Below are 20,849 nucleotides of genomic sequence, written 5' to 3'. Positions count from 1 at the left end.
GCCCCACTGGGCACCGGCTAGCGTGGGGCGTGGTGCGGCAAATAGGAGGCGCGGTGGCCCACGTCGAACTCTCGATCTCGGAGGCGTTCCCGACGCCGACGACCTCGTCGCTCGGACACGGGTCCACCGGCTTCGACGATGCCGACCGGGCAGGTCACCGCGACGGGCTCGCCCGGTGGTCCGAGTCGGTCTCGACGGCCGCCGAGCCCTGCCTGCTGATCGACCGGGAAACCACCATCGCCGCCGTCTCACCGTCCTGCTGTCACCTGCTCGGCCTCGGCACCCCGCTCGACGCGCTCGGCCTCCCACTGCTCGGCAGCGACCTGCGGCTGCTCGACTTCACCGCCGCCCGGGGCGAGCTGATCGAGCAGGAGGTCGAGAAGATCCCCCCGCTGCTCGCCCTGCACTCGGGCCGACTCGCCCGAGGGCTGCTCCGGGTCCGCACCCCCCAGGTCGAGGGGCCGGACGCCACCACCGTGGACGCGATCGCCACTCCGATCCTCACCGACGGCCGGGTCGCCGGCTCGCTCACCTTCTTCTCCGAGGTCTGAACACTCCTCCTCCGCCGAGGTCTGCACACGGCTCCGAGGTCTGGGCGCGTTCCCCAGGGTCGGGGGCGTACCGGAGATGCGAGCGCTTCGCGCACGTGACGTGCGTCGCGATCGGGCCATCCCGACGGACGGCGGTGTTGGGCCGCTGCCGTACCCCCCGTAAGGTCTCCTCATGCTGGACATCGCGCTGCTGCCGGAGGAGTACGCCGTGTGTCGGCTGCCCGCCGGCTCACCGGTGCCGGCCGGCCTGCTGAGCCCTCCGGCGGACTCCGGCGTGCTGTCGGTGACCCGCAGCGGCGCCGAACTGTCGATCATCTGTCGGGTCGACCGGGTCCCGGACGGCGCCACCGCCGAGACCCCGTGGCGCTGCCTCCAGGTGGCCGGTCCGCTCGACCTGGCCCTGACCGGGATCCTCGCCTCCCTGGTCGTCCCGCTGGCCGATGCCCGGGTCAATATAGTGGCGTTCTCGACGTTCGACACCGACTATCTGCTGGTCCCCTCGGTACGCCTCGTCGAGGCGCTCGCGGCGCTGCGGCAGTTCGGGCACCGGATCGCCACCTGACGGGTGGTCGATCATGACGACGCCCTACCATGGGCGGAACCATCCGCCACACCACCCACGGCAGCCACCTATGCCCGAGGACCCGGCCGTGCTCCGTCTCCCGTCGCCCGACCCCGCCGCGGGCCGGCTCCGCGCCGTCGGCGCCCTGCTCGGCTGCCTGACCCTGGCCGGTTGCCTCCTCGGCCTGGCCGGTTGTGGCGTGCCACCCGAACTCCAGGAGCCCGGGGCCACCCCCACCCGCGCGACCCCCACCCCGACGGTCGGTCCCACCGGTACCCCGACGTCCGGCCCGGGCCTGTCGCCGACGCCGACGCCCCGTCCCACCGCGCTGGTCGCCTGCCCGCCCGGGGCGCCGAGCCGCGACCAGGTGACCGCGCTACTGCGCCGCGCCGCGAACCTGCCCCGGTCCGGCCGGGTCACCTACCGGACGGGGCCGCTCTGCCTGGAGGACTGGCAGTACAGCATCGTGACCGTGGCCGACCGGGAGCCGTTGCAGGCGGTGACCCGGGGCCGCCCCGGGAAGTTGCGGCTGGTCACCGCCGGCACCGACGTCTGCACGATCACGGTCCGGGCCGAGGCGCCGCCGGCACTGCGGACGGCGGTGTGTGACGCACCCCCGCCGTTCGGTGGTTTGTAGGCTGGACGGCATGCCCGGAACACCGCCGACCCACTTCGTCTACCTGGGGCCCGAGGGGACCTTCGCCGAGCAGGCGCTGCGGACCATCCCGGCTGCCGAGCGCGGCACGCGTACGCCGGCGCGCAGCGTCCCGGAGGCGCTGGACGCGGTACGGGCCGGTGACGCCGACGCCGCGCTGGTGCCGCTGGAGAACTCCATCGGCGGCGCGGTGGCGGTGACCCTGGACGAGATGGTCGAGGGCGAACCGCTGGTGATCACCCGTGAGGTGGTGTTGCCGGTCGAGTTCGTGCTCGCCGCGCCGACGGGCCGGAGCCTCGCCGAGGTGCGCACCGTGGCAGCCCACCCGCAGGCGTCCACCCAGTGCCGCCGCTGGCTCCGGGAGCACCTGCCCGACGCGGTCGTGGTGGACGTGCTCTCCAACGCCGCCGCGGCGCTCGCCGCCACCGACGGCCAGCAGGACGCCGCGATCTGCGCGCCGATCGGCGCCGCCCGGCAGCGGCTCGCCGTACTCGCGGACAAGATCGCCGACCATGACGACGCGGTGACCCGGTTCGTGCTGCTCAGCCGGCCGGGACCGCCGCCGCCCCGGACCGGTGACGACCTGACCTCGCTCGCCGTCTACATCGCGCACGACCGGGTCGGCGCGCTGCTCGCCGTGCTGATGGAGCTGGCGGTGCGCGGGGTCAACCTGACCCGGATCGAGTCCCGGCCCACCGGCGAGGCGCTCGGGCGCTACGCGTTCTTCCTCGACTGCGCCGGGCACGTCGCCGACGACCGGGTCGGCGAGGCGCTCCAGGGGCTGCGCCGGATCTGCGCCGAGGTGCGCTTCCTGGGGTCGTACCCGAGGCATCGCGGGACCACGGCGGTGGCCGATCGGCCCGTCCCGGCGCCGGCCGGGCTCTCCGACGTCGACTATGCCGACGCGGCGGCCTGGCTCGCCCGGCTGCGTGCCGGCGAACTCTCCTGACCGGCGTCCCGGGGCGCCCGGCCCGGACGCCCCGGGACGCCGGTCAGTCCAGCAGTTGGTTGAGCAGCCCGCCGCCGCCACCGCCCTGTTCCTGGCGGCCCATGCCCTGGATCGGCGGTTCCTCGGAGGGTTGGACGATCACGAAGCCCTGGCCGGCGAAGCTCATCGTGAACGCCTCACCGGTACGCCGGCCGAGCAGCGTGCCGAGGCCGAGCTGCTCGGCCCGGTGGTAGCCGGTCTGCAGGCTCGCCGACCAGGCCACCGCGGCCTGCGGGTCGACGTACGTCGGCGCGTCGACGTTGAGCACCACCGGGGCGCCCTTGGTGGTGATCGCGATCCGGCCGTAGCCGCTGAAGACGCAGTTGAACAGCCCGGACGACGACATCATCCCGGCGCCGCCGACCATCTTGATGTCGTACTGGAGGGTGGAGTCGAAGGCGAGCACGCTGGAGCCGTTGATCGACAGCGAGTCGCCCGGCTCCAGGTCGATGATGTGCACGTCCGCCGCGTAATCGGCGAGGAAGACGTCGCCCCGACCGCTGATCTTCATCAGCGGTACGCCCTCGCCGGTCAGCTTCTGCTTGAGAAACTTGCCGAGCCCGCCCGAGCCCAGCGCCTGGAACTGCACCTGCCCCTGGTACGCGACCATGGAGCCGACCCGGGCCATCGCCTCACCGTTGAGCTCGATCTTCAGCATCTTGGCGTTCTGCAGCCGCATGCCGGGCTGGTGTGACTCCTTCTCCAGGTTCTCTGCCGAAAACAGGGCGCTGCGCATCACGTTCCTCCTGAGGGGTGGAGGACCGAGGGTAGGCAACCGCCGCAAGCAGGTAGGTCCCAAGGGCGGTCGGAATGGACGGCTCGCCGTCGGTCAGCCCCAGCCGAGGTCGTGCAGCCGGTCGTCGTCGATGCCGAAGTGGTGGGCGATCTCGTGCACGACGGTGATAGCGACCTCGTCGACGACGTCGTCCTCGCTGTCAGAGATCCGCAGGATCGGCCGCCGGTAGATGAGGATCCGGTCGGGCAGTACCCCGGCGTAGTCCCAGCCCCGGCTGGTCAGCGCGTGCCCCTCGTAGAGACCGAGGAGTTCGGGTCCGTCCTCCGGTGAGTCGTCCTCCACCAGGATGACGACGTTGCTCATCAGGTTGAGCAGCTCCTCCGGCACCTCGTCGAGGGCCTCGGCGACCAGTTCCTCGAAACGCTCGCGGCTCATCTCGACCGGCACCGCTCAATTGTGCCGCACCCGGCGGGTGGACCGGCGCCCGACGGGAGGTGCGGCGGGCGCCCGGACGCGGCGCCGACGTCGGCGATCGCGATGATCAGAGCGTACGGTGCTGCGCTCGGCGGGTACCGGGAGCTGCCCTGACCACCGCGATCGGTACGGATGGAGGGGTGCCGCCAGGATCAGGCGGTGAGGCGGGCCTTCAGCGAGATCTCGGCCCCGGGCGAGAGCAGCCGGGAGATCGGGCAACCTGCCTTGGCCGCCTCGGCGAGCTTGTTGAACTCAGTCTCGTCGATCCCCGGCACCTCACCGACGGTGTCGAGGTCGATCCGGGTGACGGTCATGCCCGCGTCGGTCTTGTCCAGGTGCACCTGCGCGGTGGTGTCGACCGAGGTCGGCGTGAACCCGGCGTCGGCGAGGGCCTTGGAGAACGCCATCGAGTAGCAGCCGGCGTGCGCCGCACCGATCAGCTCCTCCGGGTTGGTGCCCTCGCCCTCCTCGAAGCGGGACTTGAACGAGTAGTTCCCCTGGAACCCGCCCTTTCCGGTGCGGATCGTGCCGGAACCATCGGTGAGATTTCCCTGCCAGCGGGCGGATGCGGTACGGATAGGCATAATGCCGACGCTAGCCCATGGCGCCCGGCCGCGCGACGATCCGGGTCACAGTGTGCGTTGCGGCGATCCGAGCCAACGAGCACCCGCGACGGTCCGGGTCGGCAGACGGACCACCCCCGGCCCGCGTACGGCGCCGGCGGGCCACCGCTGTGCCATCATCGATCCAGGAGCCCGCCGTGGAAGGGATCGACCATGCCCGACGACGTCTCCATCCCCCGCCAGGACGGACCGGCCGGCTCCCGGGACTCCGTACGCCCGGGTGACGCGACGGATACCACGCGGGAGGGTGCCAGCGTCGTGTCGTGGGGCGACCCTCCGGCTACCGGTGGGCGGGCCGGGCTGGCCCTGCACCGGCTCGGCCGGGACAGTCGACTGGTGCCGGTGATCGGTGCCGCCGGGGCGGCTGCCGTCTTCGCCTCACTGATCGGCGACTGGGCGGTCACCAGCATGCCGGTCGAGGCCGCCGAGAACGCGATCACCCTCGGCAGCGGGGTGGCGGACATGAAGGCGTTCGGCACGGCGTACCTGGTCGGAGTGGTCGGGGTAAACGGTTGCCTGGCGCTGGTCCTCTTCGGCTCACCCGGGATACGCCACAACGCCCGGGTCGCCGGGCTGGCCGGGGTAGTGGCGCTGCTCGGGATACTGCTCGCCACCACCGGATCGCTGGAGACCGTCAGCTCCCGCTGGGAGCTGTACGGCCAGCTCGACGGGTTGGTCGTCGAGTACGGCCAGGGCCTCGTGCTGGCGTACGTCGGCACCTGCGGGCTCGGGCTGGCCCTGCTGCTCGCCGGGCGTTTCGTCAGGCGAGGCGCGGTCGATGCGGCACTCGCCGCCGATCCGGCCGCACCCGCCGGGCCCGTCCCGGCGGAGGAGTCCGACTGGCCGTGGCGCCGGCCCCGGGCGGCCGGCGCGGCGGAGGTCTCCGACGAGGACGACGACGACCGGCAGCCGCCGATCGACCTGACGGTCGCCCCGACCAAGCCGTTCGCGCACTGAGCCGCCGTTCACGCATCGACCCGCAGGTCGCGCATCGACCGGCAGGTCGCGCACTGAGCCGCCGGACCGCCCGGATTCGGCGGGCGTATCTCGATACACCGGCAACGCCGCGCACCGGTAGGCTCGGTTCCCGTGATTGACCTGCGTCTGCTCCGCGACGATCCGGATACCGTACGTGCCAGCCAGCGTGCCCGTGGCGAGTCCGAGTCCGCGGTGGACGACCTGCTCCGGGCCGACGAGCAGCGGCGGGCGGCGGTCGGGCGTTTCGAGGCGCTCCGGGCCGAGCAGAAGCAGCTCGGCAAGCGGATGCCGAAGGCCGACCCGGCGGAGAGGGCCGGGCTGCTCGCCCGGACCAAGGCACTCTCCACCGAGGTGAAGGCGGCCGAGGCGGCGGTCGGCGAGGCCGAGGCGGCGTTGCGCCAGGCGCAGTACGCGATCCCGAACGTGGTCGAGGAGGGGACCCCGGCCGGCGGCGAGGACGACTTCGTGGTACTCCGCGAGGTCGGCACCCGGCCCGAGATCGAGAACCCGCGCGACCATCTGGAGCTGGGGGAGGCGCTGCGGGCGATCGACGTCGAGCGCGGCGCGAAGACCTCGGGCAGCCGGTTCTACTACCTGACCGGGGTGGGCGCGCTGCTCCAGCTCGGCCTGCTGCAGCTCGCCGTCGCCCAGGCCGTGGAACACGGCTTCGTCCCGACCATCACTCCGTCGCTGGTCAAGCCGGAGGCGATGGAGGGGACCGGTTTCCTCGGCTCGCACGCCAGCGAGGTCTACCGGCTGGAGGCCGACGACCTGTTCCTGGTCGGCACCAGCGAGGTGCCGCTGGCGGCGTACCACTCGGGGGAGATCCTGGATCTCGCCGAGCCGCTCCGGTACGCCGGCTGGTCGTCCTGCTACCGCCGGGAGGCCGGCTCGTACGGCCGGGACACCCGGGGCATCATTCGGGTGCACCAGTTCGACAAGGTCGAGATGTTCTCCTACTGCCGCCCGGAGGAGGCGCACGCCGAGCACCTCCGGCTGCTGGCCTGGGAGGAGGAGATGCTGGCCAAGGTCGAGCTGCCGTACCGGGTGATCGACGTGGCAGCGGGCGACCTGGGCAGCAGTGCGGCCCGCAAGTACGACTGCGAGGCGTGGGTACCGTCACAGGGCCGCTACCGGGAGGTCACCTCGACCTCGAACTGCACCACCTTCCAGGCCCGCCGGCTGAACGTGCGGTACCGCGACGAACAGGGCCGGCCGCAGACGGCGGCGACCCTGAACGGCACCCTGGCCACCACCCGCTGGCTGGTGCCGATCCTGGAGAACCACCAGCAACCGGACGGCTCGGTACGGGTCCCCAAGGCTCTCCAGCCCTACCTCGGCGGCCGGGACGTACTCGAACCGAAGTGAACCCTCCAGTGAAGCGCACTTCACACAAATGTCATGGAGCCACCCCGGAAGGTGAGATACGGTTGCTGCCCCGTCACCGCCGGCTGATCCGGTAGCAGCAGGTCCGGCGAGTCCTCCCAGCCTGGCGCGTCGGCGGGGGTGGAGGAGGAGTTATGCCCCGACCCGGGTTGCCGAAGCTGATCGCCACCGACCTCGACGGCACGCTGGTACGCACCGACGAGACCGTCTCGGCGTACACCCACGAGGTGTTGGACCGGGTCCGGGCCGCCGGGATTCCGGTGGTGGGCGCCACCGGGCGCGGGCCCAGGCTGGCGGAACTCACCCGCAACGACATCCGGGCCGCCGACTTTCTGGTGATGGCCGGCGGCGGTCGGGTCGTCGACCAGACCGACCCGGCCGGGCCGGTGATCCTCCGCGACGAGCGGCTGCCCGGTCCGGCCCTGGCGGAGTTGCTCCGGGTGCTGGAGGCCGAGGTGGGTCCGCTGACCGTGATGGTCGAGGCGTTGGACGTCCCGGATGCTCCCCTCTGGGGGGATTTCGACGCGACCTGGCCGTACCAGGACCGGTTCGAGGCGCGGACCCGGGTCGACTGCCTGGCCAGGGACGTGATCAAGGCGTTCGCCCGGACGCCCGACCACGACGTCGACGCCCTGCTCGAAACGGCCCGCCGGCTCATCCCCGCGGAGCAGGCCTCGATCACCCAGGCAGGGCTCGGCTTCATCGAGATCTGCCCGCCCGGGGTGGACAAGGCGACCGGGCTGTCGGTGGTCGCCCAGACCCTCGGCGTCGACCCGGCCGAGGTGCTGGTCTTCGGGGACATGCCGAACGACCTGCCGATGTTCGAGTGGGCCGGCTGGGGCCGGGTGGCGGTCTCCAACGCCCACCCGACGGTACGCCGGGCCGCCGACGAGGTGACGCTGCGCAACGACGACGACGGGGTAGCGGTCTACCTCGATCGACTACTCTCGCGTTGATGGGACGACTACCCCGGCTGGTGGCCACGGATCTCGACGGCACGCTGCTGCGGGCGGACCACACGGTCAGCCCCCGTACCGTCGAGGCGATCTCGCGGATCTCCGCCGAGGGCACCGGAGTGGTGCTGGTGACCGGCCGCCCGATCCGCTGGCTCCCACACGTCTACGACCAGCTGGGGCAGCCGCTGCCGACGGTCTGCGCCAACGGCGCCGTGGTGTACGACCCGGTCGCCGACCGGGTGCTCCGGGCCGATCCGCTCGCTCCCGACCTGCTCGCCGAGGTGGTCCAGCGGCTCCGCGCCGAGGTGCCCGGGGTGAGCTTCGCGGTGGAGGTGACCGACGGCCGCGAGTTCCGGCACGAGATGGACTATCCGCCGAGATGGGAGCGGGGCCGCCCGAACATCCGGGCGATCGAGAATCCGGCCGACCTGCACGCCGTACCGGCGGTGAAGCTGCTGGCCCGGGCCGAGGCGCAGGACCCGGACGTCTTCGTGAAGGTGGTCGCCGGGGCGCTGGCCGGGCTCGCCGAGGCGACCCACTCGTCGTACAGCGGGCTGATCGAGATCTCGGCGGCCGGGGTGACCAAGGCGGCCGGGCTGGCCTGGTACTGCACCGGGCGGGGGGTGGACGCCGCCGACGTGGTCGCCTTCGGGGACATGCCGAACGACGTACCGATGCTCACCTGGGTCGGTCGGGCGGTGGCGGTGGCCAACGCGCATCCGGCCGTACTGGAGATCGCCGACGACGTGACGGCGCGCAACGAGGAGGACGGGGTGGCGGCGTACCTGGAGGCGCTGCTCGACTCCGACCCGACGGACGCCTCCGGCGACTCCGATCCGACTCACGTCCCCGACGCCGCCGAGCCGGGCCGCGACGCCACGGGCCGGAGCGGCGGCCCGGCCTGACCGACCACGCCCGACCCGACCGGGCTGGGGTTTCCCGCCCGGTCGGGAGCGGGTCGGTGGGTCCGAGGCCGCCCGAGCGGCTCCGGAGTTACAGGTACTGGCCGGGGCTGTGGCCCTCGCCGGGCTGCCCCGGGTGACCGCCCGGCATCCCCGGAAGCGAGCCGCCGGGACCGACCGGCAGCGCCGGGCGCCCACCGGAACGCATCTGCTCCAACTGCATCCGGGCCGCCATCTGCTGGGCGACCAGCGCCGCCTGGATGCCGTGGAACAGCCCCTCCAGCCAGCCGACCAGTTGGGCCTGGGCGATCCGCAGCTCCGCCTCGCTCGGCGCGGCCTCCTCGCCGAACGGCAGGGACAGCCGCTCCAGCTCCTCGCGCAGCTCCGGGGCGAGCCCGTCCTCCAGCTCGACGATCGACCGCTGGTGGATCTCGCGCAGCCGGTGCCGGCTGGCGTCGTCGAGCGGTGCGGCCTTGACCTCCTCCAGCAACTGCTTGATCATGCTGCCGATCCGCATCACCTTCGCCGGCTGCTCGATCAACCGCGACGGGTCCTCGCCGGGAGCGTCGCCGTCGGTCGGCACCGTGCCGACCGGGCGCCCGTCCGGGCCGACCACCAGTACGGCGCCGCCGCCGGGGCGCGAGCCCGCCGGAGCCGAGTCGTCGTTGTCTTCCTGGGAATGTGGCACGTCGGTCATGCCCCCCATCTTCCCGCAACGACCTTCCCCGACACGCGCCGGCCACCGGCCGGGGACGGTGTGCGGTGCCCGCACCGTACGGTCGGCACCATGGTCGAAGACGGTTCCGCCGAGTTACCCGCCGATCCGCGGGAGGTGCTCACCCGGCCGGCACCCCCGCCCGACCGCTGCCTGCGGTACGGCACCGGGCCGGAACAGGTCGCCGACCTGCGGCTGCCCGCCACCGGTCCGGCCCTGCCGTTGGTGGTGGTCGTGCACGGCGGCTTCTGGCGGGCCGAGTACGACCGCCGGCACACCGACCCGCTCGCGGCGGACCTGGCCGGCCGGGGCTACCCGGTGGCCCAGTTGGAATACCGCCGGACGGGGCAGCCGGGTGGGGGCTGGCCGGGCACCTTCGACGACGTCGCGGCCGGGATCATCGCGCTGACCGGACTGGTCGAGGCCGTGCTGCCGGCCGGGCGGATGGCCCCGGGCCCGCCGGTGCTGCTCGGGCACTCCGCCGGTGGGCATCTCGCGCTCTGGGCCGCACTGCGCGCCCCGGACCGGGTACGCGGGGTACTCGCCCTGGCGCCGGTCTCGGACCTGGCCGAGGCGTACCGGCTGGATCTGGACGGTGGGGCGGTGGCCGCGCTCCTCGGCGGCGGTCCCGAGGACGTGCCGGACCGGTACGCGGCGGCCGATCCCGCCCGCTCGGCGGCGCCCCCGGTCCGGACCTCGATCGTGCACGGCACCCTGGACCGGCAGGTGCCGGTGGCGGCCAGCCGCCGGTACGCCGCCGGGGCCGACGACACCGCTCTGCGCTTCGTTGAGCTGCCGGAATGCGAGCACTTCGGGGTGATCGACCCGCTGTCCCGCTGGTGGACAACCGTGCTGGCCGAGTTACATTGGCTGACTGGAGGATCGGACGACGGCATTGACGTAGCATCGCGTTCCCGGTAGAACCCCCGGGAGGGCTGCGTCCCACGGCGCCGCTCCGGGAGGGATCCGTGTCGGAGATGGACCGCAGACGAGCTCTCAAGCTGCTGGGCTCGCTCGGCGCGCTCGGTGCCACCGGGCTGGCCGCCGCGTGCGGTCGGGCGGACGGCCCGGAGACCGAGGAGCCGCTCAGCGACGAGCCGGTGCGGATCGGCATGATCGTCGCCCAGTCCGGCGTCTACAAGCCGATCGGCGACGAGATGCTGCGGGGCTTCCAGCTCTATCTCGACCTGAACGACCAGCGGCTGGGCGGGCATCCGGTCGACCTGATCGTCGCAGACGAGGGCGAGACCCCCGAATCCGGGCAGGCCGCCCTGAAGCAGCTCGTCGATCAGCGGGTGCTGGCGCTCGCCGGAGTGGTCAACTCGGCGGTCCTGCTCGGCCTGCGGGACGCCGTGGAAGAGGCCAAGATCCCGATGATCGCCTCCAACGCGTCCCCGTCGACGTTGCAGAGCGTCGTCTACATCTGGCGTACCTCGTACATCAACGACGAGCCGGGACGGGCGCTGGCACCGTACGTCAAGGAGCAGGTCGTGGCGGACGGCCGGGTGGCGATCATCGGCCCGAAGTACGACGTCGGCCTCGACGCGGTGCAGGGCTTCCGGCAGAGCTTCGGCGAGTCCGACGACCGGATCGCCGACCCGGTGATCTGGACCGACCACTTCCCCGGCAAGCCGGCCCGGAACGCGTTCGCCCCGCACATCGCCACGCTGGTCAACCGTGATCCAGACGCCATCTACTGCTTCTTCTCCGGCGACTCGGCGGTCGAGTTCCTCAAGAAGCTGCATCTGGCCGGCTACCGCAAGCCGATCTACGCGCCGGGCTTCCTCACCGAGGGGACGGTGCTCGACCAGCTCCGGCCGCGCGAGTCGGAGGGCATCGTCACCTCGCTCAACTACTCCGCCGACCTCAACAACGCGGCCAATCGCCGGTTCGCCTCCGCCTTCCGCAAGGCGCACGGCTCGACCCCGACCACGTACGCGATGGCCTCCTACGACGCCGCGCAGGTGCTCGGCAAGGCGATCCGGATCGCCCGGGAGGAGCTCACCCCGCTGCAGCTGAACCTGGCGCTCGGCCGGATCGGGCAGATCGACAGCCCGCGCGGCCCATGGCAGTTCAACCAGCCGCGTACCCCGCAACAGAAGTGGTATCTCCGCAAGGTGCAGCTGGACGGGCAGGTGCTGTCCAACGTCATGATCAGCGAACTGGCGACGCTCGGCTGACGGTGACCGCGCGGTGCCGGCTCAGTCGCGCAGTTCGGCGACGCAGCACTTGACGCTGCCGCCGCCCTTCTTGAGCTCGGAGAGGTCCACCGGGACCGGCAGGTAGCCGCCGGCGGCGACCTTGGCCGCCATGTCGCCGGCCTCGCTGTTGAGCACCACGTGCCGGCCGTCGCTGACCAGGTTCAGCCCGAACGCGAACGCGTCGACCTGGTCGGCCACGACCGCGCTCGGGAAGAGCTGGGCCAGTACCCGCTGGGCGGCGACCGAGAACGCCCCCGGGAAGTACGCGATGTTGCCGTCGTCGAGCGGGGCCAGGGCGGTGTCCAGGTGGTAGAAGCGCGGGTCCACCAGGCGGAGCGAGACGACGGGTCGGCCGAGCGCCTCCTGCGCCTCGGCGTGCGCGGCCGGCTCGGTCCGGAAGCCGTACCCGGCCAGGATGAGCCCGCCGTGTGCCTCCGGCACGTAGGTGAAATCGCCCTCACCTTCGTTGATCTCGGCGGGTGCGACGAACCGCGCACCCCGCGCCTCGTGGAAGGAGCGGTGCGCCGCCGCCTCGGGCACCCGCTGCGGGTGCCGGAACCGGGCGCCGTAGACGGTGCCGTCGACCACGAAGGCGCCGTTGGCCGCGTAGACCATGTCCGGCAGCCCGGGCTCCGGGTCGAGTTCGTGCACCGTGTGACCGAGGCCCAGCAGCGTCTCCCGCAACCCGTGCCACTGCTTGACCGCCAACTCCCGGTCGACCGGGGTGGTGGTGTCCATCCACGGGTTGATGGCGTACTCCACGGTGAAGTACTCCGGCGGACACAGGAGATATGTCCGCTTTCTTGGGATCCTCGGCTGGTTCACGGATCCAAGGGTAGGTACGGTACAGATTTACCAACAGCCAGAACTGTTGCCTGGGAGAGGCGGAACGTTGCAGATCGACGGCGTGGACCAGCGAATCATTGCGTCACTCGTTGCCGACGCCCGGGCCTCGTACGCGGAGATCGGCGCCCGGGTCTCGCTCTCCGCACCGGCGGTGAAGCGGCGGGTCGACCGGTTGCGGGCGGCCGGGGTGATCCGGGGATTCACCACCGTCATCGACCCGGCGGCGGTGGGCTGGAGCACCGAGGCCTTCGTGGAGCTCTACTGCACCGGGCGGACCACTCCGACCCAGATCACCGTGGCGGCCCGGCGGCACCCCGAGGTGGTCGCCGCGTACACCGTCTCCGGCGAGGCCGACGCGCTGGTCCACCTCCGGGCGGCGGACATCGCGCACCTGGAACAGGCCCTCGAACGGCTCCGCGCCGAGCCCTTCGTCACCTCGACCCGGAGCATGATCGTGCTGTCCCGGCTGGTCGACTCCCCAACCGTCGCGCCCGCCCCGTCGTGACCGGCCCCACCGCCAGACAGCCGGCGCCCGGGGCAACCGGGTCGCGGACTCGGGGCGGGGAACCGTGGGGGCGGGTCGGCGCGTCGAACGACGTATGACACGCGAACGGGGAACGCGATCCGGTGCCGCCGTCGGCACGGCGCTCGTCGCCGGCCTGGCGCTGGTCGGCACGCTGCTCAGCGGCTGCACCTCCGAACCCGAGCCCACCGTCCCGCCGCCGCCGCGCGACTCCGGGGTACCGGCCGACGGGCTGCGGCTGGTCGCCTTCGACTCCTGCGCGAGCGCGCTGGCCGGGCTCCGGTCCGCGGCCAAGGCGCACGTCGGGCCGTACGGTCTCCCCGGCGGCGCCCTCACCCCCGCATTTCAGGCCAACAGTGGAGCCGAGCGCGCCGCCGACGCCGACGCGGGGGTGGCGAAGCGGGACAACGCCGCCGCGCCGGGAGCCGGATCCGACTACTCGGGTACCAACACCCACGAGGCCGGGGTCGACGAGCCGGACCTGGTAAAGACCGACGGCCGGCGCATCGTCACGGTCGACAGGGGCATCCTGCGGGTGATCGATCCGGCGAGCCGGCGGCTGACCGGCACCCTGAAGGTCAGCTCCATCCCGGACTTCGGCTGGGCCGACAGCGATCTGCTGCTGCACGGCGACCGGGCGCTGGTACTCGTCCGGGAGCACGGCGTGGCCCGCCCCGGCGGGATCCGGCGGGGCGAGCCCGACGTGCCACCCGCCGACGACCAGCCGCAGGCCATCGTCGGTCCCCGGCTGATCCTGGTCGACCTGACCGGCGCCCCGAAGGTCATCGGCGACTACCGGATCGACGGCGGCCTGATCGACGCACGGCAGGTCGGCCCGACCGTCCGGGTGGTGGTCCGCTCCTGGCCACGGCTCGACTTTCCGCTGGAGAAGGGAGCGGGGCCGGTCAACGAGAAAAAGCGGCTCGCGGCCAACCGGAAGATCGTGGAGCAGGCACCGATCGACGCCTGGCTGCCCCGCTACCAGACCAGCACCGGCGGGCAGACCAGCACCGGGCGGGTCGGCTGCGACCGGCTGAGCCGACCGGCGGTCTACTCCGGCGCCTCACTGATCACCCTGCTCAGCTTCGACCTCGGCGCCGCCAGCCTCGGCGACGGTGACCCGGTGTCGGTCGCCGCGGACGGCGACACCGTCTACAGCAACGGGTCGCGGCTCTACCTCGCCAGCGACCAGCGCTGGCGGGTGCTGCCGGCGCTGACCGCCAGCGACCGGGCACCCGACCCGAAGGACGAGCAGACCCACATCTACCAGTTCGACATCTCCGGCCCGGACCGGCCCCGCTACGTCACCGCCGCCACCGTGCCCGGCTGGCTGATCAACCAGTACGCGATGTCGGAGTGGGACGGGCACCTGCGGGTGGCCACCACCAGCGGACGTACCTGGGGACCGAACCCCAGGTCCAGTTCGGCGGTGTACGTGCTGCGCGCCGACGGGCGGACCTTGACCGAGACCGGGCGGGTCACCGGGCTGGGCAAGGGTGAGCGCATCTACAGCGTGCGGTTCGCCCAGGGGATCGGCTACGTGGTGACCTTCCGGCAGACCGATCCGCTCTACACCGTGGACCTGCGCGACCCCCGCGCGCCGAAGGTCACCGGCGAGTTGAAGATCACCGGGTACTCGTCGTACCTGCACCCGCTCGGGGACGGGCGGCTGATCGGGATCGGCCAGGAGGCGGACCAACAGGGGCGGACCAAGGGGAGCCAGATCTCCCTCTTCGACGTCTCCGACCCGACCAGGCCGACCCGGATCGCCCAACACCACGTCCGGTACGGCCACTCCGAGGCCGAGTTCGACCCGCACGCCTTCCTCTACTGGCCGGCCACCAACACCCTGGTGGTGCCGGTGACCACGTACGAGCAGACCGGCCGCGGCGGCGGGCAGCTGCCCATCGGCCGCGCGCTTGTGCTGCGGGTGGCCGACGGCGGCTTCACCGAGACGGGAGTGGTGGAGCACCCCGCGGCCCGGTCCGTCGACTCCAGCGCGACGATCCGCCGCTCGCTGATGGTCGACGGGGTGCTCTGGACCGTGTCCGACGGCGCGATCAAGGCGACCGACCCGGGCACCCTCGGCACGCTGGCGGTGATCCGGATCTGACCTGGAGGGCGCTCCTCCTCCGGTCACCAAGTCGGGGACGGGCGAGCACCGCACCGAGGGTCAGAGGTACATCCCGGTGCGGTGCTCGCCCGCGTCCCGTTGCTGCGCCTTGTCGCCCTCGCCGAAGAACCGGCGGCCGCCGAACTCGCCGTGCAGCCGGTCGTCCAGCTCGTCGGCGAGCCCGGTCATCACCTGGATGGCGAGCATCAGGTGGGTCGCCTGGAAGTTGCGGCCGAAGACCGGGATCGACGCCCAGACGGTGTCGTTGGTGCAGTAGAGCCGACCGATCGGCATCCTGTTGGTCAACTCGGAGAGCTTGACGTAGAGCTGCTCGGTCGGCTCGACCTCGGTGAGCACCGGGGAGAAGACATCGACCAGTGGAGGGTTGTCCCGGACCCGGACGAAGACCATCGCCGAACCGGCCCGGATGCCGATGTCGCCGTCGGAGTCGACCTGGAGCTGGTCCGCCGACGACTTCAGCATCGCCGAGACCACGGTCCGGACCCGTTCCTGAAGCGGCATCGCGTCGCTGCCGCTCTGCGCGGTCCGGGCCGCCGCCAGCGCCTCGTCGAGATCGAGGTCGAGGTCGGCGGTCGGATCGGCCGCGATCTCGGGCCGGGCGGTGCCGAGCGGTTCGACCGCGAGTGGCTCGTCGGACTCGTCGTGCACCAGGAAGACGAGGAAGGCCGGGTGTGGTGCGCCGTACACGTCGCGCAGGGTCCGCGACACCGTGCTGGCGAGCCGGATCGCCTCGCTGGTGTCGGCCCGCATCCCGAAGTGTCCACCGGAGCCCTCGACCACGCCGGGCGGCGACCAGCCGAGCGCGATCATGTCCGCGACCGCGGCCCGGTCCAGCCGGTACCCCTGGGGGAGGGCGGCGTTGCCCACCGCCCGCAGGTCGACCTGGCCGTCCCCGCCGACCTCGATGCTCACCGAGTAGACCGCGTCCCCGGTGCCGGAGGCGGTGGGGTCGAGGGTGAGCGCGATCTGCGTACCGGTCGGCAGGCCGCGCAGTTGGCCGGCGAGCGCGCGGGCGAACTCCTGCCACGCCTCGGTCACCTTCACCCGGAGGTCTGCGGTGGTCGGCTCGTCGAGAAGGATCGATTCGTGATGCTCGGCCGGGTTCCCCTCGATCACTTGGTCCCTGGGCGCCTCAGGGTTGTCAGCCGCCATAACCGCCTCCGTCCGTCAGGGCACCGCACACCCTACCCAGCCGATTGGTTTGCCGGGACAGTGCGGACCCCGATCGGACAGAACCGCGCTACCGGCGGGGATTCGCGGCGAAGAACTCCCACATCGCGGCGGTGGCGTCGACAGCGGCCCGGTAGCCGCTCGCCGACGGCCAGGCGTGACCCATCCCGTTCACCGTGTAGTCGACGACCTGGCTGCCGTCCGGACAGCTGCTGACCGTACGGTTCACCGTTCTGGCCGTGTCGACCCAGACCGGCTCCCCGACGGTGCAGCCCAGGTTCTTCTGCCATCGGGACAGCCCGCTGTAGATCCGGGAGGAGATCCGGTCGTCGCGGCCGACGAAGGTGATCAGCGAAACCGGCCTGCTCGGCTTGTAGGTCGGGTCACTGGCGGCCGGACCACTGGCGAAGGCTCCGCTGACCGGCGCGATCGCCGCGAACACCTCGGCCGCCTCGACCCCGAGCGCGTACGTCAGTTCGGCGCCGGAGGAGAACCCGGTGGCGTAGACCCGGGCCGGGTCGATCGACCACTCCCTGACCATCCTGTCGACCAGCGCCCGGACGAAGTTGATGTCGTCACCCTGCTCGACCACCCGGCTGAACTGCCTGTTCAACGACTTCGGGTAGGCGACCAGGAAGCCTTCGGCGTCGGCGAGGGCGTCGAGCCCGCTGTTGTCCCGCAGTTGGTCGGGGCCCTGGTCGGTGCCGTGCAGGGCGACCACCAGCGGGGTCGGCGTGCCGGGACGGTAGCCGGGCGGGGCGTGCACCGCCCAGGTCCGTTCCTGACCGGCCCGGTCGATCGCCAGGGTGTGGTCGCCGGGTGCCGGGGAGACCGCCGGCCGGGCGGCCCGGGACGCGCTCGGGTCGGTCTCCGGTCCGGTGTCGTCCCGCGCACCACAGGCCGTGGTCGTGCCGATCACCGCCGTCAGCGCGATCGCTGCCAGGATGGATCGTCCAACGCTGCGCATCAGTCCCCCGTTCGATGTGCGGTTGCCAGTCGGGAGACTATGTCAAAGTTGACATAGTGATGTCGCTCCGGGAGATAACAGTTTGGCTACCGTCAGTGCGCTGGGTTACGCCCTGCTCTGCGTCCTCCACCGTGGCCCGCTCACCGGCTACGAGATGGTGCAGCGGATGCGCAAGCCGATCGGCTACTACTGGACCGCCCAGCAGAGCCAGATCTACCCCGAGCTGGCACGGCTGTCGGCGAGTGGGCTGATCGAGCACGACGCCGAGACCGGTCCGGGTCCACGGCAGCGCAAGACCCACCGACTCACCGCCGCCGGCCGGGAGGCGCTGGCCGCCTGGCTGGTCGAGCCGCCCGCACCCCGGGCCCCCCGGGACGAGGCGATCCTCAAGACGTACGCACTGGCCGCCGCCGATCCGGACCGGATGCGCGAGTTCTATCTCGCCGAGGCCGAGGCGTACCAGCGCCGGCTGGACGACTTCCGGGCACAGCACGCCGAGATGCTGTCCCGGCACGCGGACGATCCCCTCCACCCGCAGTTCGGTGCCTTCGCGACCCTGGAGCTGGCGCTGGCCGGCACACCGCCCCGGATCCACTGGTGCCGCTGGATGGCCGAGCGGATGACCGAACTCGCCCGGCGGCGACGCGAATCGCCCGGACCCCCACCCGGGGAGCCGTCCCAGTAGGCGTCGGCACCGGGCTTGTCCCCCGAGAGAGCTACCCGCAAGTGTCCACCGCACGGTGACGATTCCCGGCCGGCGAATCCATAGCGTTCGAGGTGACCGCGGCGCTCCGGCCGCCACACCTCTCGAAGGAACCATCATGCGTGCGTTGAAGCAGATCCTGGCCGTGGTGGCGGTAAGCCTCGTCGGCAACCGGGCCGTCATGGCGGTGCCGGGCAACCCCTGGCTCTCCCTTGCCCTCGGGGTGGCGACCGCCGTGGCCGCGCTCCTCGTGTACGGGTGGGTGGTGCGCCGTACCGAACGACGTGCGGTCACGGAGCTGGCCCGGGCCGGGGCCGGCGCCCGGATCGCCCGGGGGGCGCTGATCGGGTTCGCCATGTTCGCCGCCGTCATCGTCAACATCGCCATGCTCGGCGGCTACCACGTGCACGGAATGGGCTCGGTGTCCGGCCTGGTGGGGCTGTTCGGGTTCATGGCCGCCGCGGCCACGACCGAGGAGTTGATCTTCCGGGGCCTGCTGCTCCGCCTCGTCGAGGAACGCCTCGGGACCTGGCTCTCGCTGTTGCTGACCGGCGTGCTGTTCGGCCTGATCCACCTGGTCAACCCGGACGCCAGCCTCTGGGGCGCGACTGCCATCGCGATCGAGGCGGGCTTCATGCTCGCCGCCTGCTACGTCGCCACCCGCAACCTGTGGGTGCCGATCGGGCTGCACTTCGGCTGGAACTTCGCCGCCGGGGGCATCTTCAGCGTCGTGGTCTCCGGAAATGGCGAGTCGAAGGGGCTGCTGGACGCCACCACGTCGGGTCCGACGCTGCTCAGTGGCGGCGACTTCGGGCCGGAGGGCAGCCTGTACACGGTGATGGCGGGGCTGGTGCTGACCGTGGTGTTCATGTGGCTGGCCCACCGCCGCGGTCGCATCGTCCCGCGTCGCCGCGCGGTCGACGCCCCGGCGGCGAGCGTTACTGTCTCCTGATGGTCGACCTGCGGAGGCTCCCGGACTCGTGGCGGCGCTGGCCCGTCACGGTCCGGGATCTCCCGCTGGCGCTGCTGATCGCCCTCGCCTCCGCTGTCCCGGTGCTGCACGACCGCGGTACGCAGCTCGGCAACCTGCCCGGCCGTCCGTTCGACGAGCTGACCGTGGTGGCGATCGCCCTGGAGTGCCTCCCACTCGCGATCCGCCGGCGCTGGCCCGGGATCTCCCTCGCCCTGGTGTCGCTCGGCTTCACCATCGACCAGTTGCGCGCCTACCACACGGTCGCGGGCGCCGCGCTGGCCATCGCGTTGCTGAGCGCGGGGGCCCACCTGGAACGTCGTCGCCGCACCACCCTGGTTCTGGGCTCCGCAGCGTACGTCGCACTGGCCGTCGCCCTCCACCGGCAGGGATCGACCGAGGGCGTGAGCGGCTTCCTCACCTTCTACCTGGCCTTGGCCCTCGCCTGGGGTACCGGGGCCTGGCTGCGGCAGAGCCGGGCCGCCGAGGCCGAGCGCCGCCGTCACGTCGCCGCGACCGCCCGCGCCGCCGAACGCGCCCGCATCGCCGGTGAACTGCACGACGTCGTGACCCACCACGTGACGGCGATGGTCGTGCAGGCCGAGGCGGCGCGTTACCTGACGGCCGCCCCCGACAGCCTCGACACCACCCTCACCGCCATCACCGACACCGGCCGGCGGGCCATCGCCGACCTGCGGATCCTGCTCGACCTACTCAACCCCGACCACGGCGCCGACCCGCGCGTGCCGTCCGTCGGCGAGCTGCGCGCTCTGGTCGAGCAGACCCGGCAGGCCGGGCAGCCGGTGGAGTTCACCGAGGAGGGCAGCCCGGCGGCGACGACCGGCGGCGCGGAGGTCGCCGCCTACCGGGTCGTGCAGGAGGCGCTGACGAACGCCCTGAAGTACGCCCACGGCAGCCGCACCGCCGTGCACGTTCGGCACGGGGAAGGGGAGATCACGGTGGAGATCAGCACCGACGGCTCGGGCACGCACCCCGGAGACCCGGGTGGGAGCGGACGCGGCCTGGCCGGGCTGCGCGAACGCGTCACCGTGCTCGGCGGCGAGTTCAGCGCGGGAAGCCGGGAGGATGACGGCTTCGTCGTCCGGGCCCGCATCCCTATCGGTAGCACGTCGTGACCGCGCCGATCCGGGTGCTGGTCTGCGACGACCAGGCGCTGATCCGTACCGGCTTCGCGACGATCATCGACGCCCAGCCCGACCTGGAGGTGGTGGGCGAGTGCGGGGACGGGCGCGCGGCGGTCGACCTCGCCGGCCGGCTGCACCCGGACGTGGTGGTGATGGACGTACGGATGCCGGTACTCGACGGCATCGAGGCGACCCGCCTGCTGGCTGGCGTCGGAGTGGCCCACCCGGTCAAGGTGCTCGTCGTGACGACGTTCAACCTCGACGAGTACGTCTACCAGGCGCTGCGCGCCGGAGCGAGCGGCTTCCTGCTCAAGGACGCCCCACCGGCACAGCTGCTGCACGGCATCCGCACCGTCGCCAGCGGCGCCGCGCTGCTGGCGCCCGAGGTGACCCGGCAGCTCGTCGGCAGGTACGCGGCGCGCATCCGCCCCGCCGACGGCACGCCGGACGATGTGGGACTGACCCCGCGCGAGTTGGAGGTGCTGCGCCTGATCGCCGACGGCCTGTCCAACGGCGAGATCGCGGCCCGCCTGGTGATCAGTCAGGAGACCGTCAAGACGTACGTGTCGCGCATCCTCACCAAGCTCGACCTACGCGACCGCGTGCAGGCGGTGGTGTACGCGTACCGGTCCGGGCTGGTGACGTGAACGCCGGGGCGCGGACG

The 20,849-nt window shown here is 72.2% G+C and carries 23 protein-coding genes; 16 read left to right on the top strand and 7 right to left on the bottom strand.

Annotated features, from left to right (window positions below; all coding sequences use genetic code 11):
* The first annotated feature begins 53 nt into the window (after nt 1-53).
* The 4 genes from EV371_RS07100 (at nt 54) to pheA (ending at nt 2,717) form a co-directional block, all read left to right on the top strand.
* Nucleotides 54-551: a hypothetical protein gene (locus tag EV371_RS07100; protein WP_130461337.1), complete on the top strand. Its 498-nt coding sequence runs from the start codon at nt 54-56 to the stop codon at nt 549-551.
* A 172-nt stretch (nt 552-723) separates the two neighbouring features.
* Nucleotides 724-1,113: an ACT domain-containing protein gene (locus EV371_RS07095; RefSeq protein WP_130461336.1), complete on the top strand. Its 390-nt coding sequence runs from the start codon at nt 724-726 to the stop codon at nt 1,111-1,113.
* Nucleotides 1,114-1,201: 88 nt separating this feature from the next.
* Entirely contained in the window at nt 1,202-1,750 is a 549-nt protein-coding gene (locus EV371_RS07090; RefSeq protein ID WP_486484523.1) for a hypothetical protein, read from the top strand.
* A gap of 10 nt (nt 1,751-1,760) precedes the next feature.
* A complete protein-coding gene (pheA, locus tag EV371_RS07085; protein WP_130461335.1) occupies nt 1,761-2,717 on the top strand; it encodes a prephenate dehydratase in 957 nt (318 codons plus the stop codon).
* Between the two features lie 43 nt (nt 2,718-2,760).
* Here pheA and EV371_RS07080 read toward each other — a convergent pair whose 3' ends face one another.
* The 3 genes from EV371_RS07080 to EV371_RS07070 all read right to left on the bottom strand — a co-directional run bounded on the left by EV371_RS07080 (nt 2,761) and on the right by EV371_RS07070 (nt 4,550).
* Entirely contained in the window at nt 2,761-3,492 is a 732-nt protein-coding gene (locus tag EV371_RS07080) for an AIM24 family protein (RefSeq protein ID WP_130461334.1), read from the bottom strand.
* Nucleotides 3,493-3,585: 93 nt separating this feature from the next.
* Nucleotides 3,586-3,927: a metallopeptidase family protein gene (locus EV371_RS07075; RefSeq protein WP_130461333.1), complete on the bottom strand. Its 342-nt coding sequence runs from the start codon at nt 3,925-3,927 to the stop codon at nt 3,586-3,588.
* A gap of 191 nt (nt 3,928-4,118) precedes the next feature.
* Complete coding sequence (locus EV371_RS07070) at nt 4,119-4,550, bottom strand: OsmC family peroxiredoxin (protein ID WP_130461332.1); 432 nt, start codon at nt 4,548-4,550, stop codon at nt 4,119-4,121.
* Nucleotides 4,551-4,742: 192 nt separating this feature from the next.
* Here EV371_RS07070 and EV371_RS07065 point away from each other — a divergent pair, with 192 nt between their 5' ends.
* From EV371_RS07065 to EV371_RS07050, 4 genes are all read left to right on the top strand, one after another.
* The gene (locus EV371_RS07065; RefSeq protein WP_130461331.1) at nt 4,743-5,546 is read left to right on the top strand and encodes a hypothetical protein; all 804 of its coding nucleotides are present in this window, start codon (nt 4,743-4,745) and stop codon (nt 5,544-5,546) included.
* Between the two features lie 132 nt (nt 5,547-5,678).
* Nucleotides 5,679-6,935, top strand: coding sequence for a serine--tRNA ligase (gene serS / locus EV371_RS07060; RefSeq protein WP_130461330.1), 1,257 nt, complete (start codon nt 5,679-5,681; stop codon nt 6,933-6,935).
* A gap of 152 nt (nt 6,936-7,087) precedes the next feature.
* Entirely contained in the window at nt 7,088-7,909 is an 822-nt protein-coding gene (locus tag EV371_RS07055; RefSeq protein WP_130461329.1) for a Cof-type HAD-IIB family hydrolase, read from the top strand.
* The gene (locus tag EV371_RS07050; protein ID WP_130461328.1) at nt 7,909-8,814 is read left to right on the top strand and encodes an HAD family hydrolase; all 906 of its coding nucleotides are present in this window, start codon (nt 7,909-7,911) and stop codon (nt 8,812-8,814) included. Before EV371_RS07055 ends, EV371_RS07050 begins: the two co-directional genes overlap by 1 nt.
* 88 nt (nt 8,815-8,902) lie before the next feature.
* On the opposite strand, the gene EV371_RS07045 is transcribed toward EV371_RS07050, so the two are convergent.
* Nucleotides 8,903-9,517 carry a bacterial proteasome activator family protein gene (locus EV371_RS07045; RefSeq protein WP_486484522.1) on the bottom strand — a complete coding sequence of 205 codons (615 nt, stop codon included), beginning with the start codon at nt 9,515-9,517 and terminating at the stop codon, nt 8,903-8,905.
* 81 nt (nt 9,518-9,598) lie between these two features.
* Between EV371_RS07045 and EV371_RS07040 the strand changes: the two genes are divergently transcribed.
* Complete coding sequence (locus tag EV371_RS07040) at nt 9,599-10,447, top strand: alpha/beta hydrolase (RefSeq protein ID WP_130461326.1); 849 nt, start codon at nt 9,599-9,601, stop codon at nt 10,445-10,447.
* Between the two features lie 47 nt (nt 10,448-10,494).
* A complete protein-coding gene (locus tag EV371_RS07035) occupies nt 10,495-11,706 on the top strand; it encodes an ABC transporter substrate-binding protein (protein ID WP_130461325.1) in 1,212 nt (403 codons plus the stop codon).
* A 21-nt stretch (nt 11,707-11,727) separates the two neighbouring features.
* Here the strand turns inward: EV371_RS07035 and ddaH are convergent, their stop codons facing one another.
* Nucleotides 11,728-12,552 (bottom strand): amidinotransferase domain-containing protein, encoded by an 825-nt coding sequence (gene ddaH, locus EV371_RS07030; protein WP_486484521.1) that lies wholly within the window; start codon nt 12,550-12,552, stop codon nt 11,728-11,730.
* A 67-nt stretch (nt 12,553-12,619) separates the two neighbouring features.
* On the opposite strand from ddaH, the gene EV371_RS07025 reads away from it, so the two are divergent.
* Both EV371_RS07025 and EV371_RS07020 read left to right on the top strand, forming a co-directional pair.
* On the top strand, nt 12,620-13,078 hold the full coding sequence (locus EV371_RS07025; RefSeq protein WP_130461324.1) for an Lrp/AsnC ligand binding domain-containing protein: 459 nt from the start codon (nt 12,620-12,622) through the stop codon (nt 13,076-13,078).
* 94 nt (nt 13,079-13,172) lie between these two features.
* Complete coding sequence (locus EV371_RS07020) at nt 13,173-15,209, top strand: beta-propeller domain-containing protein (RefSeq protein ID WP_130461323.1); 2,037 nt, start codon at nt 13,173-13,175, stop codon at nt 15,207-15,209.
* A gap of 60 nt (nt 15,210-15,269) precedes the next feature.
* Here the strand turns inward: EV371_RS07020 and EV371_RS07015 are convergent, their stop codons facing one another.
* Together EV371_RS07015 and EV371_RS07010 are read right to left on the bottom strand one after the other, a co-directional pair.
* On the bottom strand, nt 15,270-16,382 hold the full coding sequence (locus tag EV371_RS07015) for a T3SS (YopN, CesT) and YbjN peptide-binding chaperone 1 (protein ID WP_130461322.1): 1,113 nt from the start codon (nt 16,380-16,382) through the stop codon (nt 15,270-15,272).
* A gap of 88 nt (nt 16,383-16,470) precedes the next feature.
* Nucleotides 16,471-17,367: an extracellular catalytic domain type 1 short-chain-length polyhydroxyalkanoate depolymerase gene (locus tag EV371_RS07010; RefSeq protein WP_130461321.1), complete on the bottom strand. Its 897-nt coding sequence runs from the start codon at nt 17,365-17,367 to the stop codon at nt 16,471-16,473.
* 82 nt (nt 17,368-17,449) lie between these two features.
* On the opposite strand from EV371_RS07010, the gene EV371_RS07005 reads away from it, so the two are divergent.
* The 4 genes from EV371_RS07005 (at nt 17,450) to EV371_RS06990 (ending at nt 20,832) form a co-directional block, all read left to right on the top strand.
* On the top strand, nt 17,450-18,052 hold the full coding sequence (locus EV371_RS07005) for a PadR family transcriptional regulator (RefSeq protein ID WP_130461320.1): 603 nt from the start codon (nt 17,450-17,452) through the stop codon (nt 18,050-18,052).
* Nucleotides 18,053-18,188: 136 nt separating this feature from the next.
* A complete protein-coding gene (locus EV371_RS07000) occupies nt 18,189-19,022 on the top strand; it encodes a CPBP family glutamic-type intramembrane protease (protein WP_130461319.1) in 834 nt (277 codons plus the stop codon).
* Nucleotides 19,022-20,176, top strand: coding sequence for a histidine kinase (locus EV371_RS06995; RefSeq protein ID WP_130461318.1), 1,155 nt, complete (start codon nt 19,022-19,024; stop codon nt 20,174-20,176). Before EV371_RS07000 ends, EV371_RS06995 begins: the two co-directional genes overlap by 1 nt.
* Nucleotides 20,173-20,832, top strand: a complete 660-nt coding sequence (locus EV371_RS06990; RefSeq protein WP_130461317.1) for a response regulator — start codon at nt 20,173-20,175, stop codon at nt 20,830-20,832. The genes EV371_RS06995 and EV371_RS06990 overlap by 4 nt, the downstream gene beginning before the upstream one ends.
* The last annotated feature ends 17 nt before the right edge of the window (nt 20,833-20,849 follow it).

This window comes from Plantactinospora sp. CNZ321 (assembly GCF_004217235.1).
Note: the sequence above shows the minus strand (reverse complement) of the source record. Positions and strands in the feature narration are given on the sequence as shown.